This window comes from Plantactinospora siamensis, from assembly GCF_042434095.1.
GTDB lineage: Bacteria > Actinomycetota > Actinomycetes > Mycobacteriales > Micromonosporaceae > KBS50.
Genome location: NZ_JBHLUE010000026.1, coordinates 639,786 through 656,475 on the forward strand (window position 1 = coordinate 639,786; position 16,690 = coordinate 656,475).

13 protein-coding genes and 1 pseudogene are annotated in these 16,690 nt (G+C 73.0%); 11 read left to right on the forward strand and 3 right to left on the reverse strand.

From position 1 onward, the window contains the following. Positions 1-66 precede the first annotated feature (66 nt). From ACFFHU_RS28190 to ACFFHU_RS28200, 3 genes are all read left to right on the forward strand, one after another. The gene (locus tag ACFFHU_RS28190; RefSeq protein ID WP_377343410.1) at positions 67-888 is read left to right on the forward strand and encodes an SAM-dependent methyltransferase; all 822 of its coding nucleotides are present in this window, start codon (positions 67-69) and stop codon (positions 886-888) included. 78 nt (positions 889-966) lie between these two features. Beyond that, a complete protein-coding gene (locus ACFFHU_RS28195; protein ID WP_377343412.1) occupies positions 967-1,614 on the forward strand; it encodes a PadR family transcriptional regulator in 648 nt (215 codons plus the stop codon). 171 nt (positions 1,615-1,785) lie between these two features. Continuing rightward, entirely contained in the window at positions 1,786-2,973 is a 1,188-nt protein-coding gene (locus ACFFHU_RS28200) for an FAD-dependent oxidoreductase (protein ID WP_377343413.1), read from the forward strand. A gap of 123 nt (positions 2,974-3,096) precedes the next feature. Here ACFFHU_RS28200 and ACFFHU_RS28205 read toward each other — a convergent pair whose 3' ends face one another. Genes ACFFHU_RS28205 through ACFFHU_RS28215 form a run of 3 tightly spaced genes read right to left on the reverse strand, consistent with a single transcriptional unit; the run spans position 3,097 to position 5,980 of the window. Next, on the reverse strand, positions 3,097-3,759 hold the full coding sequence (locus ACFFHU_RS28205; protein ID WP_377343509.1) for a spermine/spermidine synthase domain-containing protein: 663 nt from the start codon (positions 3,757-3,759) through the stop codon (positions 3,097-3,099). Then, entirely contained in the window at positions 3,760-4,908 is a 1,149-nt protein-coding gene (locus tag ACFFHU_RS28210; RefSeq protein WP_377343414.1) for a glycosyltransferase, read from the reverse strand. It abuts the gene before it with no gap. Continuing rightward, the gene (locus tag ACFFHU_RS28215; protein WP_377343416.1) at positions 4,895-5,980 is read right to left on the reverse strand and encodes a glycosyltransferase family 2 protein; all 1,086 of its coding nucleotides are present in this window, start codon (positions 5,978-5,980) and stop codon (positions 4,895-4,897) included. The genes ACFFHU_RS28210 and ACFFHU_RS28215 overlap by 14 nt, the downstream gene beginning before the upstream one ends. Positions 5,981-6,407: 427 nt before the next feature. On the opposite strand from ACFFHU_RS28215, the gene ACFFHU_RS28220 reads away from it, so the two are divergent. The 8 genes and pseudogenes from ACFFHU_RS28220 to ACFFHU_RS28255 all read left to right on the forward strand — a co-directional run bounded on the left by ACFFHU_RS28220 (position 6,408) and on the right by ACFFHU_RS28255 (position 16,647). Continuing rightward, the gene (locus tag ACFFHU_RS28220) at positions 6,408-8,465 is read left to right on the forward strand and encodes a DNA gyrase/topoisomerase IV subunit B (protein WP_512699502.1); all 2,058 of its coding nucleotides are present in this window, start codon (positions 6,408-6,410) and stop codon (positions 8,463-8,465) included. Positions 8,466-8,619: 154 nt separating this feature from the next. Continuing rightward, positions 8,620-12,321 (forward strand): annotated as a pseudogene (locus ACFFHU_RS28225) (DNA topoisomerase (ATP-hydrolyzing)); the annotation flags it as partial. 99 nt (positions 12,322-12,420) lie between these two features. Then, complete coding sequence (locus ACFFHU_RS28230) at positions 12,421-12,825, forward strand: ArsR/SmtB family transcription factor (RefSeq protein ID WP_377343419.1); 405 nt, start codon at positions 12,421-12,423, stop codon at positions 12,823-12,825. Continuing rightward, positions 12,822-13,463: an SRPBCC domain-containing protein gene (locus tag ACFFHU_RS28235; RefSeq protein WP_377343421.1), complete on the forward strand. Its 642-nt coding sequence runs from the start codon at positions 12,822-12,824 to the stop codon at positions 13,461-13,463. The genes ACFFHU_RS28230 and ACFFHU_RS28235 overlap by 4 nt, the downstream gene beginning before the upstream one ends. Before the next feature lie 12 nt (positions 13,464-13,475). Continuing rightward, positions 13,476-14,207 carry a DNA alkylation repair protein gene (locus ACFFHU_RS28240; RefSeq protein ID WP_377343423.1) on the forward strand — a complete coding sequence of 244 codons (732 nt, stop codon included), beginning with the start codon at positions 13,476-13,478 and terminating at the stop codon, positions 14,205-14,207. 198 nt (positions 14,208-14,405) lie between these two features. Next, the gene (locus ACFFHU_RS28245; protein WP_377343424.1) at positions 14,406-15,476 is read left to right on the forward strand and encodes a sodium:calcium antiporter; all 1,071 of its coding nucleotides are present in this window, start codon (positions 14,406-14,408) and stop codon (positions 15,474-15,476) included. Positions 15,477-15,507: 31 nt separating this feature from the next. Continuing rightward, positions 15,508-15,882, forward strand: a complete 375-nt coding sequence (locus ACFFHU_RS28250; RefSeq protein ID WP_377343425.1) for a nuclear transport factor 2 family protein — start codon at positions 15,508-15,510, stop codon at positions 15,880-15,882. Between the two features lie 54 nt (positions 15,883-15,936). Further along, positions 15,937-16,647 (forward strand): VOC family protein, encoded by a 711-nt coding sequence (locus ACFFHU_RS28255; protein WP_377343426.1) that lies wholly within the window; start codon positions 15,937-15,939, stop codon positions 16,645-16,647. The last annotated feature ends 43 nt before the right edge of the window (positions 16,648-16,690 follow it).

Consider the following 16,690-nt stretch of genomic DNA (forward strand, 5'->3'; position numbering starts at 1 on the left):
CGCGAGTGCGGGGGTGGCTACCATGAGCGGCGCCCGGGAACGCCCCCAGCCCTGTGGAGGACCACCGTGTCCACGAGCGACGCCGACCAGACCGCGCCGGACCACCGGCTGGACTCGCAGACCGTCTCCGCGGCCCGGCGCTGGAACTACTGGCTGGGCGGCAAGGACCACTTCCAGGTCGATCGGGACGCGGGCGACCGGATCGCCCGGGTCTATCCGGGGATCCGGACGGCCGCACGGGAGGGCCGCGCCTTTCACGGCCGGGCCATCCGGTACCTGGCCGCCGAGGCGGGGATCCGGCAGTTCCTGGACATCGGCACCGGCCTGCCGGCGCCGGCCAACACCCACGAGGTCGCCCAGGCCGTCGCCCCGGACTCCCGGGTGCTGTACGTGGACAACGATCCCATGGTGCTCACCCACGCCCGGGCGCTGATGGTCGGCGCGCCGCAGGGCGCCACCCGGTACCTCGACGCCGACCTGCGCGACCCGGCGTCCATCCTCGGCTCGCCCGAGCTGGCAGACACCCTCGACCTGCGGGAGCCGGTGGCCATCCTGCTGATCGCGGTGCTGCACTTCATCCGGGACGACGAGCAGGCCCGCCGGGTCGTCGCGGAGCTGCTCGACGCGGTCCCGCCGGGCAGCTACCTGGTGGCCACCCACGGCACCAGCGACTTCGTCGATCCGGAGACCGCGCGGCGGTTCGCGGCCATGCTGGTGGCCGGGCAGGTGGACACCTGGCCCCGGGACCGGGCCGGGGTGTCGGCGTTCTTCGCCGGCCTGGACCTGCTGGCGCCCGGCGTGGTCCCGGTCAGCCAGTGGCGGCCGGACCGGCCCGACCGCCCGGCGCCGGCCGAGGTCTCCACCTATGGGGCGGTCGGCCGGAAGTAGCGCTCGGGGCAGCTCGCCGACGATTACTTGCGATCGTCATACTCGCGTGCGAGTATAACGTCGTCGGGAGGTGGGGCGATGGCGAAGCGACGCAAGGTCGGCAACCTGCTGGGGTTGGCCGTGCTGTCCGTGCTCGGCCAGCGGCCCATGCACCCGTACGAGATCGCCTCGGCCCTGCGCGGCTGGGGCAAGGACCAGGACATGGCGATCAAGTGGGGATCGCTCTACACGGTCGTCCGCAACCTCGACAAGCACGGCTTCATCGCCGAGGTGGAGAGCGTCCGGGAGGGCCGGCGGCCCGAGCGGACCGTCTACCGCATCACCGACGCGGGTCGGGCCGAGATGGCCGACTGGGCCCGGGAGTTGATCGGCGACCCGGAACCGGAGTTCCCCCGGTTCCGGGCCGGGTTGTCGGTGCTCTCCGTGCTGCATCCGGACGAGGCCGCCGAGCTGCTGCGCGGCCGGCTGAGCCGGCTGGAGGGCACGGTGGCGGCGGCCGAGGAAACGCTGGCCGGACACCTGCGGCAGGTGCCGCGGCTGTTCCTGGTCGAGGCCGAGTACGACCTGGCGATCCTGCGGGCCGAGGCGGCCTGGATCCGGGCGCTGCTCGCCGAGTTCGACTCGGGCAGCCTGCCGGGGCTGACCGAGTGGCGACGGTTCCACGAAACCGGCGAGATGCCGGCCGAGCTGGCCGAACTCGCGGAGAGGACGGGCACACCGGACTGACGAAAAACGGACCCCGGCGGGTGCGCCAACACCACGCCGGGGTCCTGACCTCGAACCACACCTGGGAAGGCGCCCGGCCCGAGGCGGCAATCACGAGGATAGCCGGCGCCCCTCCCGGGATGGTTCGCGCATCGCAACCACATGCATCGCAACCACACGGGAGGAACGACCATGACCGACGTACGAACAGCGATCATTATCGGCGGCGGTGTCGCCGGCCCCGTCGCAGCGCTCGCGCTGGCGAAGGCGGGCATCACCGCGACGGTGTACGAGGCGTACCCCAGCAGCACCGGCGGGACCGGCGGAACCCTGGCGCTGGCCCCCAACGGCGTGGCGGCGCTCCGCGTGATCGACGCGGACGCGGCGGTGACCGCCGGCGCCACCCCGATCCGGCACACCGCCATGGCCATCGGCCGGAAGCGGATCGATCTGCCCGGCCTGGCCGACCTGCCGCCGCTGCGCGTGGTGCACCGCAACGACCTGCACCGGGCGCTGCACGAGCGGGCGGCCGCGGCGGGCGTGCGGATCGAGCACGGCAAGCGCCTCACGGCCGCTCGGGAGACCGGTGCCGGTGTCACGGCCGAGTTCGCCGACGGCGCCACCGCCACGGCCGACATCCTGATCGGCGCCGACGGGGTGCACTCGACGGTGCGCCGGCTCATCGACCCGGCGGCCCCCGGGCCGCGGTACACCGGGCTGCTCGGCTTCGAGGGGCTGGCCCGGCACGAGGTGGAGGCGCCCGCCGGCACCATGACCTTCACCTTCGGCCGGGGCGGCTACTACCTGTACTGGCCGGAGCCCGGCGGTGGCACCCGGTGGGGCATCAACCTGGCGCAGGACCGGCCGATGACTCTCACCGAGGCCCGCGCCGTGCCGGCGGCGCAGTGGCAGCGCCGGCTGCTGGCCGCGTACGGCGCGGACGAGCCGGCCGGCGACCTGCTGCGCAGAACCGACCCGGCCGGGTTGCTGGTCTCCGGATCGCTGCACATCATGCCGCCGGTGCCGCGCTGGCACGCCGGCCGGATGGTGCTGCTGGGCGACGCGGTGCACGCGCCGTCCAACAGCTCCGGCCAGGGCGCGTCGCTGGCCATCGAGAGCGCCGTGCAACTCGCCCGCTGCCTGCGCGACCTGCCCGATGTCCCGGCCGCGTTCGCGGCGTACGAACGGCTGCGGCGCGCCCGGGTCGAGGGCATCGCCGCGGGGGCCGCGAAGATCAACCGAACGAAGGCGCCCGGTCCGCTGGCCCGGGCCGTCCTGCCGGTGCTGATGCGGGTGCTGCTCAAGGTGGCGATGAACCCCGAGAAGACCCTCGGCCCCCAGCAGCGCTACACCATCGACTGGTCCGCCCCCGCCGCCTGAGCCGAAGGAGGGGCCCCTTGTTATCGCTTTTTGTATAGCAGGGGCCCCTTGTTAACGCCGGGCCGGCGGCGGTCAGCCGCGCTGGGCGGTCAGGCATGGCGGGCGGTCAGGCGCGGCGGGCGGTCAGGCGCGGCGGGCCAGGTAGATCACATCCGGCTCGCCGCGCGGCACCTCGACCCGCAGCTCGGTCACCGGGCCGACCACCGAGGCCAGCCGGGCGGCGTACCCGGGAGAGGCGGCCGCGCTCCAGACCGCGAGCACCCCGCCCGGGTTCAGCCGGGTACGCAGCAGGCCCAGCCCCGGCTCCCCGTACAGCTCCGCGTTGTGGTCGAACACCGTCCAGTCCGGTCCGTTGTCGGTGTCCAGGCAGATGGCGTCGAAGGTGGACCGCGTCCGGCCGAGCCAGCCGACGAGGTCGTCGGCGACCACCCGTACCCGGGGGTCGTCGAGGGCATGAGCGCTGTACGGCGCGAGGTGGCGCCGGTGCCAGCCGATCAGCGCGTCCTCGATCTCCACCACGACGATCTCGCTGGGCCGGCCCGACGCGGCCGCCTCGGCCACCGAGAAGCCCACCCCGAGCCCGCCGATGAGCACCCGGGCCGGCGCGCCGACCGCTTCCAGGGCGGCCCGCACCAGCAGCCGTTCCGAGGCGCCGGCCCGGGTGTCCATCAGGAACACGCCGTTGCTGATGATCTCGTAGTGGTCGCCGCAGCTACGCAGCGCCAGCTCGCCGCGCTCGGTGCGGACCCGCTCGACCACTGTGGCCGGTTCGCTCATCCGGCCAATCTACGTCTCGCGCCCGGCCACCTCGTCGTACAACAGCTCCAGCCGGCGCGTCTGCCGGCGGATGTCGAAGTGTTCCGCGACGCGGCGCCGGGCCGCGCGGCCCAGCCGCGTCCGCAGCTCGTCGTCGCCCAGCAGCCGGTCGATGGCCGCGGCGAGCGCCGCCGGGTCCGCCTCCGGGCAGAGCAGGCCGGTCTCGCCGTCGAGCACGGCCTCCGGGATGCCGCTGTGGTACGTCGAGACGGCCGGTACGCCCAGCGCGCCGGCCTCGAGCAGCGTGGTCGGCAGGCCCTCGGTGTCCCCGTCGGCCGCGGTCTTCGACGGCGCCACCAGGATCCGCGCCGCGGCCAGTTCCCGGGCCACCACGGCCGGCGGTTGGCCGCCCAGGAAGGTGGCGTCCAGCCCCGCCCGCGCGGCCCGGTCCCGGATCTCCCCGAACAGCGGTCCGTCGCCGATGAAAACCGCCCGCGGCCGCCGGGCCGACCGGCTCAACGCCGCCACCAGGTCGTCGACGCCCTTCTTGGGCACGAATCGGCCCACGAACGCCACGTCCCACCCCTTGGCCGCCGGCGCCGGCTCGGGCGGCACCGGCACGCCGGTGTGGTGCACCCGGACCTTGTCGGGGTCGGCGCCCAGCGCCACGGCGCGGTCGCGGATGAACCCCGACACGGCCAGGATCAGCGCGGCCCGCCCGAACGCGTCCCGCAGGTTGTGCCGGTGCCGCCTGCCGCGCGCGCCGGTGGCGGCGGCCTGGCGGGTCACGTCCAGCCCGTGCAGGGTGACCACCAGCGGGATGCCGAGCCGCTGGGCGGACCGGGCCACGAGCCGTCCATCGCCGCCGAAGTGCGCGTGCACGAGCGCCGGATCCAGCTCGGCCAGCAGCTCGCGCAGCCGCCCGGACCGGCCGGTGAGCCGCAGCTCGAGCCAGCCCCGGCGGCCCGCCGGCGTGTCCGGGAAGGCGATGACGTCCGACGCCGAGGCCAGCGCCGAGTCGACCCGGACGGCGCCCAGGTAGCTCGGCCGCCAGGTGGTGAGCGCGGCGCCCTGTTGCCGGATGAACGTCTCGGACGCCGGCAGCAGGCAGCTGCGCCAGATCACCACCCGGCGCTCGGTGGACGTCCCGCCGCCGGCCAGCGGGTCAGGACCGGACACGGGCGACGGCCGCGGGCCGGGAGCCGGCCGTGTGGGCCGGTTCGGCGGCCGGCTCCGCGGGGTGGGCGGCCAAGTCCGCCGGGTCGGCGGCCGGATCCGCGGGGTCGGCGGCCGGGTCCGCCGGGTCGGCGCGGCGGGACTGCCGGCGCCCCAGCACCAGGTCCCGCACCGCGTGCCGCAGGCCCGGCGGGATCATCCAGATCTGCAGGAAGGTGAGGTAGTCGATCAGCGCGGGGTCGCCGTGCCGGCGGGCCTCGGTCAGCAGCTCGGTGAAGACCGCCCGGCTGCGGGTGTGCGCGGCCATCGAACCGACCACGCTGAGCAGGAAGGCCGCGTACGCGCGCGGGGTGAACAGCTCCCGCGCCGTCCGCAACCAGGCCAGCTGCTCCTGCCACGGCATGTCGTGGCTGATCCGCGCCCGGTCCTCGTCCTGGTGCCACACCACCAGCGGCCGCGGGGCGATCAGCAGCTCGGCACCGGGGTGCCGGACCGCCCGCAGCGCCCAGTCGAGCTCCTGCTGCCGGCGCAGCCCGACGGTGAACGGCACCGCCCGGAACAGCTCGGTGGGGGCCAGGATGGTGGACGTCTGAATGAAACCCTCGCCGTGGAACAGACCGCGGCGCACCGTGAAGTACTCGCTCAACGGCTCGCCCGGGTCGGGCAGCCGGCGCGGGATCACGTACTCGGCCCGCGGCGTCCGGTTGATCAGCTGGCTGGCCACGATCGGCAGCGCGGCGCGGGACCCGCGGGCCAGCTCCAGCTGGGTGGCGAGCTTGTCCGGCAGCCACTCGTCGTCGTCGTCCAGCAGCGCCGTCCAGCGGGCGCGGGCGTGCCGCGCCCCCACATTGCGGGCGTTCGGCGCCCCGCCCGACTCGGCCAGCGGAACAGGGCGCAGCCGGGCGTCACCGAGCCGCTCCAGCGCCGCCTCGGTGTCCGGGTCGGGACCGTCGATCACCACGATGACCTCGATGTCGGTCACCGTCTGTGCGAGCGCGCCGCGAACGGCCCGCAGCACCAGTTCCGGCCGGAGCCGAGTCGGGATCACCACGCTCACATCGGGTGGGTAGGACATCGACCAGCCAACTTCCGCCTCGGGACCCGGCCGGGACGCCCGGGCGGGCGCCCGGAGCGCCCGGGTGGGCGGCCGGATCGGTCTGCTCGCGTCGCGGCGCAGCGCGACCCGGACGGTGACGCTAGGTGGCGTTGGTTGCCCGCCGGTTAACCCCGGGCGACGGCCACGGGTGCGGGCGACGAAGTGCCGCCCCGTCGTCGCCCCAGGTCAACGCCGGCGCCACCCGGTTCCGGCCGATCTTCGTGCTGCCGGGGTCACCGCGCCGCTGGCCCCGGCGTGCAGCGCGGCATCGACGCCGGGCGGGCTCCCCGCCCGGCGCCGGGCACGCCGGCCGCCACCCGGTTGCGGATTGCTGTCGGAGCCGCCGGATAGGCTCGCCGCGCCGCCCCCGCCCGGGGAGCCGCCGACGACCTGGGAGTACGACGAGTTGACCGCGCAGCCCGACATTCGCTACGGCGCCGACGACCTCACCCACCTCGAGGGACTCGACGCGGTACGCAAGCGACCCGGCATGTACATCGGCTCCACCGACAGCCGGGGCGTCAACCACCTGGTCAACGAGATCCTCGACAACTCCACCGACGAGGGGGTCGGCGGGCACGCCAGCCGGATCGAGGTCACCCTCGCGGCCGACGGGTCGGTCCGGGTCGACGACGACGGGCGCGGCATCCCCACCGACATCCACGCCCGGTCCGGCATCTCCGGCGTCGAGCTGGTGCTCACCCGGCTGCACGCCGGCGGCAAGTTCGGCGGCTCCGGCTACAAGACCTCGGGCGGCCTGCACGGCGTCGGGGCGTCCGCCGTCAACGCCCTGTCCCACCGCTTCGACGTCACCGTCCGGCGCGACGGCGTCGTACACGAGATCTCGTTCCGGCGCGGCGTCCCCGGCGAGTTCGACGGCCCCGGCCCGGACGCCCCCTTCACCCCCGGCTCCGGCCTGCGGACCGTGCGCAAGATGCGCCGCGGCGAGCCCACCGGCACGTCCATCCGATACTGGTACGACACCCGATACTTCGAGACCGGCGCGGCGCTGGACGTCGAGGCGGTCCGCACCAAGCTGCGCAACACCGCGTTCCTGGTGCCCGGCGTCACCTTCGTGCTCCGCGACGCCACCGCCGACGAGGCGGGCGAGGAGGTCTTCCACTTCCCGAACGGCCTGGCCGACATGGTCGACTTCCTCGCGCCGGCCGGTGACCGCCCGGTCTGCGACACGCTGCTGATCACCGGCGAGGGCACCTACCGGGAGAACGCGGCCGACGCCAACGGCGTCATGCAGGCCAACGTCCCGCGCCGGGCCGAGGTCGAGATCGCGCTGCGCTGGGGCACCGGGTACGACCGCACCGTCGAGTGCTTCACCAACACCATCCGCAACGCGCACGGTGGCACCCACCGGCGCGGCTTCGAGCGGGCCGCCCTGCGGGCGCTGGCCGACGTCATCCGCAACACCCGCGGGCTGCTGCGGCCCAAGGAGGATCCGCCCACCGTCGATGACGTCCTCGAGGGCATGACCGCCGTGATCCACGTGCGCATCCCGGAGCCGCAGTTCACCTCGCAGACCAAGGACGAGCTGTCCACCGCCGGCATCACCAAGGTGGTGCAGACGCTGGTCGAGCAGCACCTGCGGGCCTGGACCGAGGCGCGCCGCACCCGCGTCGAGGCCCGCACGGTGCTGCAGAAGATCGTGGACGCGGCCCGGGTCCGGCTCGCCCACAAGCAGCAGAAGGACGCGGCCCGGCGCAAGACGGCGCTGGAGGGCGCGGCCATGCCGGCCAAGCTGGTCGACTGCCGCTCCACAGGCATCGACAGAAGTGAGTTATTCATCGTGGAGGGCGACAGCGCCCTCGGAACGAGCCGAATGGCCCGTTCGTCCGAATATCAGGCCCTGCTGCCGATCCGGGGCAAGATCCTCAACGTGCAGAAGGCCAACCTGCAACAGGTGCTCGACAACGCCGAGTGCTCGGCCATCGTCCAGGTCCTCGGTGCCGGCTCGGGCCGCACCTTCGACCTGCCGTCCATGCGGTACGGCCGGGTCCTGATCATGGCGGACGCCGATGTCGACGGCTCACACATCCGGACCCTGCTGATCACGCTGTTCGCCAAGTACATGCGGCCGGTGATCGAGGCCGGCCGGCTCTTCGCGGCCATGCCGCCGCTGCACAAGATCACCACCAGGGGCCGCAACCCGGAGACGATCTTCACGTACACCCAGGGCGAGATGGAGTCGACGGTGGCCCGGCTGGAGAAGCGGGGCAAGCAGGTGGTCACCCCGATCCCCCGGTTCAAGGGGCTGGGCGAGATGGATGCCGACGAGTTGTGGGAGACCACGATGAATCCGGCCACCCGGGCCGTGCGCCGGATCACGCTGCGCGACGTCGAGGCCGCCGAGCAGACCCTGGAGCTGCTGATGGGGGAGAAGGTCGAGCCGCGCAAGAACTGGCTGATCAACGCGGCCGGCCGGATCGACCAGGCGGCGATCGACACATGAGGCGCCACCCCCGGGCCGGCAGTTCCGCACCGCAGCACCGCAGCCGAGGAGAGCACTGATGGCACGCCGGAAGGGCACCGCGACCAAGGTGGACCTGTCCGCCTTCGACCAGGCGGGCGCACAGGTCTTCGACAACCCGCTGAGCACCGAGGTCGAGGACTCCTACCTGGAGTACGCGTACTCGGTCATCCATTCCCGCGCGCTGCCGGACGCCCGCGACGGCCTCAAGCCGGTGCACCGCCGCCTGTTGTATTCGATGAGCGAGCAGGGGCACCGGCCGGACCGGGCGCACGTGAAGTCGGCCCGGGTGGTCGGCGACTGTTTCGTAGCAGGAACCCTGGTGTCGACGCCGAGTGGCATGAAGGCCATTGAGGAATTGGATGTCGGCGACCTTGTCGTCGGCTCCGGTGGCAAACCCGTTCCGGTGACCGGCGTGTACCGAAATCCAGTCTCAGACCTTGTTCGGGTCACCTGGAGCAGCGGCCACCAGATGGTTGTCACGCCTGGACAGCGATTCCGCGTGGTGGAGGATGATCTTTCCGTTCGATGGGTGGAGGCGCGCGATCTGCAGGGACACCTGACGCTGGCGTCTGGCGCCGCGCGGCTCGCGGAGGCGTCAAGCGGCGCGGGGGAACTGTACGACTATGTGCGAGGGCTGGTTGTTGCAGAGGGCTTTGCCGTCGACCGCAGTCGTGTCGCCGACGGCAGGGTACGGCTCCACATGTGCGACACCGAACCGATCGACGCCGCCGAAGGCTGGGCCATAGGGGGTGGCCTGAAGGTTTCCCGGTCGGTTCGGCGCGCGGCCGAACCCCGTCATCGGGATCAGCACGTGCTGACCTTCAGCCGGCATGGCGGTTTGCTTGAGGTGGCGACGCCACTCAGTTACAAGAAGCAGGTGCCGCAGGACATCCTGCATGAACGCTCGTCCTGGATCCCGTTTATCGCCGGTTTCTTCGATGGGGACGGGTATGTTCGGAAAAATCATCGGGAGGTTGTCCTCGTCAGCACCAGCGAGCAGTTGATGCGCCAGGTCTATTCGATGCTTGCCGACCTCGGGATGCACGGGCATCATTGGTCTCGTCCCGCTCGCGAGCGAAGTCGTCCCCTCTTCGCGCTGTCGGTCTCGGGTCGGGATGCGGCAGCACTCGCCGGCCTCCTCCTTCCGTGGGTGCGGATTGGCTACAAGCGGGACGGGCTCGGTCGCGTTTCGGAGATGAATTACGCGTACGGCGGAAAACAGGGAAACGATCGCCTTCCTTGTCAACCTGTCATGGCGGCCTTCACTGGGGCTCATGTAGGCGGAGGCTGGTTTAGGGATACCGATGGGAATGCTTTCCGGGCATCGCTGTCTCCCGGAACCACGGCCAAGGTGACGTACGGCCGAGACCGTCGCGGTGTGGCGCTCGCGGATCGCCTGTTTCCGCTTTGGCGCGCAGAGCGCGACGGTTGGGTGGAAAAGCTGGCGAGGATCGGCTCGTCGCTCGCTGGCCGACTGGAGTTCCTCCGGGGCCGATCATTCCTACGTGTTGTCTCTGTGGAGCCGGTGGGGGTGGGGACCACCTACGACATCCAGGTTGGATCAGCCGATCACTCGTTCATCGCCGAAGGCTACGTCGTGCACAACTGCATGGGTAAATACCATCCGCACGGCGACCTGGCCATCTACGACGCACTGGTGCGGCTGGCGCAGGACTTCTCGCTGAACGCGCCGCTCATCGACGGGCACGGCAACTTCGGTTCCCCGGACGACGGACCGGCCGCGAGCAGATACACCGAGTCACGGATGTCCCAGGTCGCGATGTTGCTGGTCGGCGAGCTGGGCGAGGACACGATCGACTTCAAGCCCAACTACGACGGGTCGCTGGTCGAGCCGACGGTGCTGCCGGCGGCCTTCCCGAACCTGCTGGTCAACGGGGCGGCGGGGATCGCGGTCGGGATGGCCACGAACATGATCCCGCACAACCTCAGCGAGGTGGTCGCGGCCGCCCGGTGGTTGATCGAGCACCCGGACGCCAGCCTGGACCGGCTGATGGAGTTCGTGCCCGGTCCGGACCTGCCCACCGGTGGGGTGCTGCTCGGGCTGGACGAGGTGCGCCGGGCGTACGAGACGGGCCGCGGGGTGGTGCGGATGCGGGCCCGGGTGCGGACCGGGCCGCTGGAGGGCAGCCGGGGCCGGCAGGCCATCACCGTGACGGAGCTGCCGTACGGGGTGGGCGCCGAAAAGATCATCGAGAAGATCACCGACGAGGTGACCCGGACCAAGCGCCTGCAGGGCATCGCGGACGTGAAGGACCTGACCGACCGGGAGAACGGCACCCGGGTGGTGATCGAGTGCAAGGTGGGGGTGAACCCGCAGGCGTTGCTGGCCGACCTCTACCGGCTCACCCCGCTGGAGCAGTCGTTCGGGATCAACAACCTGGTGCTGGTGGACGGGCAGCCGCGGACGCTGGGCCTGAAGGAGCTGCTCGAGGTGTTCCTGGCGCACCGCTACGAGGTGGTGACGCGGCGGACGGCGTACCGCCGGCGCAAGCGGCAGGAACGGCTGCATCTGGTGGACGGCCTGCTCGTGGCGCTGCTGGACATCGACCGGGTGGTGCGGTTGATCCGGGGCAGCGACGACGCGCAGGCGGCCCGGGACGGCCTGATGAGCGAGTTCGGGCTGTCGGAGATCCAGGCCACGTACATCCTGGACACCCCGTTGCGGCGACTCACCCGGTACGACCGGCTGGAGCTGGAGGCGGAGCAGGAGCGGCTGCGGGGGGAGATCGCCGAGCTGTCCCGGATCCTCGACGATCGCGGGGTGCTGCGGCAGGTGGTCTCCGACGAGCTGGCCGAGGTCGGGCAGCGGTTCGCCGCGCAGCGGCGGACCACGCTGGTGGACGGCGACCTGAAGGAGGTGCTGGCCGCGTCGGCGCCGGCCGGCCCGCTGGAGGTGGCCGACGACCCGTGCCAGGTGATCCTGTCGGCGACCGGGCTGGTGGCGCGGACCGCCGCCGAGTCGGAGGAGGCGTCCGAGGGCCAGCGGCGCAACGGCCGGGTGCGGCACGACGCGGTACGGGCGCTGGTGCATTCGACGGCCCGCGGCCAGGTGTTGCTGGTGACCAGCCGGGGGCGGGCGTTCAAGACGGACGTGTTGCCGCTGCCGGTGTTGCCGCAGCAGCCGGGGACGGTGTCGCTGCGCGGTGGGATGTCGGCCGCCGAGTTGGTGGACCTGGAGCCGGGGGAGACCGTGGTCGGGCTGGCCCCGCTGAGCGGGGCGGATCCGGCGTCGCCGGGGCTGGCGCTGGGCACCCGGCAGGGTGTGGTGAAGGTGTGCGCCCCGGAGTGGCCGGTGCGGTCGGACCAGTTCGAGGTGATCGGGCTGCGCGAGGGCGACGAGGTGGTGGGCGCTGTCTGGTTGACCGACGGCGCCGAGCAGTTGGTGTTCGTGGCCTCGGACGCCCAGTTGCTGCGGTTCGGGGCCGGGGTGGTCCGCCCGCAGGGGCTCAAGGGCGGCGGGATGGCGGGCATCGCCAGGTCGACCGGCGCCGAGGTGATCTTCTTCGGGGCGGTCCGTACCGATGACGCGGAGCACGGCGAACCGGTGGTGGTCACGTCCACCGGCCTGGGGGTGAAGGTCACGCCGTTCGCCGAGTACCCGGCGAAGGGGCGGGCCACCGGCGGGGTGCGCGCGCAGCGGTTCCTCAAGGGGGAGGAGCGGCTGGTGGTGGCCTGGGTGGGGCCGCGCCCGGCCGCGTCGGCCGGCTCGGGCGAGCCGGTCGAGCTGCCGGCGCCGAACCCGCGCCGGGACGCCTCGGGCACGCCGGTGCTGCTCGGCCCGGAAACGGTGGGCCACCTGGTGGAGCGCGGCTGACCTCCGTCGACCCACCCGGGCGGCCGGATCTCCGGTGCGTCACCCGAGGAAACTTCTTCAGGCTTGACTTAATTAAGCCGCTCCTGTGATAGTACGTCGGTGCACGCGTTCGACGTCCTCGGCGACCCGGTGCGACGGCGGATCCTGGAGCTGCTCGCCGACGGCGAGCGGGCCGCCGGCTCCGTCAGCGAGGTCATCCGGGCGGAGTTCGGCATCTCGCCACCGGCCGTGTCGCAGCATCTGCGGGTGCTGCGGGAGTCGGGCTTCGTCACCGCCCGCCCGGACGGCACGCGCCGGCTCTACGCCGTGGAGGCCGCGCCGCTGCAGGAGGTCGACATCTGGCTGGAGCGGTTCCGCCGGTTCTGGACCCAGCGCCTGGACGCGCTCGGCACCGAACTCGCCCGCGGCCGGCGCGATCACCGTGCCCGGCGGCGTCCGGCCGGCGGCTCCGGCGGCGCAGCGAACGATCAGCACACCGAGCCCGGCAGCGAGGAGGATCAGTGATCGACATCGTCAACCAGATCAACGCCACCCAGCGGCGGCTGGGTGAGCAGGCGGTGGCCACCGGCCCGGGGCGGTCGGTGCTGCTACGCCGGACCTACGACGCCCCGATCAAGGACGTCTGGGACGCCTGCACCGATCCGGAGCGGCTCGGCCGGTGGCTGGGCCCGATCGAGGGCGACCTGCGGCGCGGCGGCACGTTCCAACTCAAGGACAACGCGGGCGGGGAGATCCTCGAGTGCGAGGAACCTCGGCTGATCAAGGTGACGTGGATCCTCGGCGAGGGCATGCCGACCGAGGTGGAGGTGCGGTTGTCGCCCGGCGACGACGGTGGGACCCGCTTCGAGTTGGAGCACGCCTCGCCGGCCCGGATCGTCGACGAGCTCGTACGCGCCTACGGTCCGGGCGGCACGATCGGGATCGGCTGCGGCTGGGACCTCGCGCTGCTCGGCCTCGACCTGCACCTGCGGGGCGAGCCGTTCGACCCCGCCACCTGGCTGGGCACGCCGACGGGCCGGGACTTCGCCGTACGCAGCTGCCACGCCTGGGGGCCGGTCATCCAGGCCGCCTGGGGGACGAGCGACGACGACATCGCGCAGGCCGTCGCGTTCGCGGTCGGGCAGTTCGCCCCCGGGGCCTGAGGGAAGGCCGGGATGTCCGGGACGGCGGCTGGCGCGACGGCGGCGGGCGAGGCGACGGCCGACGGGGCGACGGCGGCCGGCACGACGGTGGCCGAGGTGCTGGCCGAGCTGGTTGCGCTGGCGGACGCGAGGACGCGCGAGGTGAACGGCCGGCACGGTGACGATCACGGCGTGAACCTCGGCGCGCTGCGCGCCCTCGCCAAGCGGCTGGGGCCGCGGCAGGAGCTCGCGCGCCGGCTCTGGAGTACCGACGACAGTGCGGCGCGACTGCTGGCCACGCTGATCTGCCGGCCGAAGGCGTTCGGGCGGGACGAGCTGGACGCCATGCTGCGCGAGGCGCGCACCCCGAAGGTGCACGACTGGCTGGTGAACTACGTGGTGAAGAAGAGCCAGCACGTCGAGGAGCTGCGGTTGGCCTGGTCCGCCGACCCGGATCCGGTGGTCGCCGGCGCCGGCTGGGCGCTGACCACCGAACGGGTGGCGAAGCGCCCGGCCGGCCTCGACCTCGCAGCCCTGCTCGACGTCATCGAGGCCGAGCTGCGGGACGCCCCGGACCGCCTGCAGTGGGCCATGAACCACTGCCTGGCGCAGATCGGCATCGACCATGCCGAGCACCGCGCCCGGACGGTCGAGATCGGGGAACGCCTGCAGGTGCTCAAGGACCATCCGACCCCGCCGAACTGCACGTCCCCGTACGCGCCGGTCTGGATCGCCGAGATGGTCCGCCGGCGGCACGGGAACTGACGCCGGCTCGGGCGGTTTTCCCCGGCCGGTCCCCGGGTAGCGGGAATGCCTGCCGGCCAGGACGGCCGGTCGGCGCCGGCTGCCGGCACCAGCCGCCGGCACCGGCTGCGGCACCCATCGCCGGCAGCGGCTGTCGGCACCGATTGTCGGCACCGGCCGCCGGCAGGGCGGTCGGCAAGGGCCGGCAGGGGAGGCGTGGTGGCGGGCTTGTCGCTGTGGTGGTTGTTGCTGATCTTCGTCGCGGCCGCGGCGGTGATCTGGGTGGCCGGCGTCCAGCTGTCCAACCAGACGGACGTGCTCTCGGTGCGGCTGCGGCTGGGCTCCGCGCTGGGCGGCCTGATCCTGCTGGCCATCGCCACCAACCTGCCCGAGATCGCCATCGTGGCCAGCGCGGCGGTGGCCGGCAACCTCGGCGTGGCGGTCGGCAACATCCTCGGCGGCATCGCCATCCAGACGGTCGTGCTGGTGGCGCTCGACGCGTTCGGCGTGCGCGGCAAGCGGCCGCTGACCTACCGCGCCGCCTCGCTCGTGCTCGTGCTCGAGGCCGCCCTGGTGGTGGCCGTGCTGGCCGTCGTGGTGGCCGGCAGTCAGCTGCCGGACAGCCTGATCGCGCTGCGCCTGACGCCCGCGCCGGTGCTCATCGCGATCCTGTGGGTGGTGGGGCTGCTCCTGCTGCGCCGGGCCGGCCGGGCGTTGCCCTGGCACGAGTCCGGGGAGGCGCCCGACAACCAGGAGCCGCCGCGCGGACACAGCCAGCAGCGGAGCGAGCAGCAGGCGACCGCCAAGGGCACGAGCACGGCCCGGTCGGCCACCATCTTCGCGGTGGCCGCGGTGGCGACCCTGGTGGCCGGCGTGGTGCTGGAACGCAGCGGCGATGCCATCGCCGGGCACATCGGGCTGTCCGGGGTGCTGTTCGGCGCCACCATCCTGGCTGCCGCCACCTCGCTGCCGGAACTGTCCACCGGCCTCACCTCGGTGCGCAACGGCGACTACCAGCTGGCCATGAGCGACATCTTCGGCGGCAACGCCTTCCTGCCCGTGCTGTTCCTGATGGCCACGCTGCTGTCCGGCAAGGCCGTGCTGCCCCAGGCGCAGGCCAGCGACATCTACCTCACGGCCGTGGGCATGCTGCTCACCCTCGTGTACGCCGCCGGCCTGCTGTTCCGGCCCGCGCGCCGGATCGCCGGGATGGGCGTCGACTCGCTGGTGGTGCTCGTCCTGTACGCCGTGGCCGTGGCCGGCCTGTTCGCCATCCCGAACGGGGGCTGACGCGCGGCGGACCGTCCGCCAGACTGTCCGGATGGATCAGTCGTGGGCCGAGTCGTTCGCGCGGCGGTGGGTGCGGGCCTGGAACGCGCACGATGTCGAGGCGGTGCTCGCGCACTTCGCCGAGGACGTCGTGTTCACCTCGCCGGTGGCGGCCCGCGTGGTGCCGGACAGCGGCGGGGTGATCCGGGGTCGGGCGGCGCTGCGCGCGTACTGGACCGCGGCGCTGCGCACGGTGCCCGACCTGCGCTTCGAGGTGGAGTCGCTGTTCGTCGGCGTCGACACCCTGATGATCGCCTACCGCAACCAGCGCGGCGACCTCGCCGCGGAGGTGCTCGAGGTGCGGGACGGACTGGTCGTCCGCGGCCACGGCGCCTACCGGGCCGCGCCCGCCGGCACGGTGAGCTGATGCCGGGGCGGTAAATCGGTTTCGCGGGGCGCCGGGCTCGGGTCTAATCCGGCCATGAGCCCGCGGCAGCTGACAGTGGCCTTCCACGTCGAGGACGCGCCCACCGTGGCCCGGTTCTGGGCCGACACGCTCGGCCGGGAGATGGTCGACGACGGCAGCGGGGTGCACCTGCCCGGCGACGACCGCCAGGTCGGCCTCCGGTTCGTGCCGGGCAGCGCGGATGGGGCCGGGCCGGCGCTGTTGCATCTGCACCTGACCAGCGCCAGCGACGACGACCAGCAGCGCCAGGTGGCGGCGGCGTTGCGGCGCGGCGCAAGCCACCTCGATGTCGGGCAGCGGCCCGAGGAGGGGCACATCGTCCTGGCCGATCCCGGCGGCAACGCGTTCTGCGTGATCGAGCCCGGCAACCGCTTCCTGGCCGGCTGCGGTCCGCTGGGGGAGGCCGCCTGCGACGGCAGCCGGGAGGTCGGGCACTTCTGGAGCGCGGCGCTGGACTGGCCGCTGGTGTGGGATCAGGACGAGGAGACGGCGATCCAGTCGCCGCGGGGCGGCACCAAGGTGGCCTGGGGAGGTCCGCCGGAGACCCCGCGTGAGGGGCGGAACCGGCAGTGGTTCGAGCTGGTCGCGCCGGCCGACGCCGACCACCGGGCGGAGGTGGACCGGCTGCTCGCCCTCGCCGCCACCCGGCTCGGGGAGGATGCGGACGGCACCGTTCTGCTGGCCGATCCGGGCGGCAACAGCTTCCGCGTACGGCCGCCCCGATAACCCGCCGCCGCGACCCGCTTGCCGCTGGTGCGAAGGCCCGTGC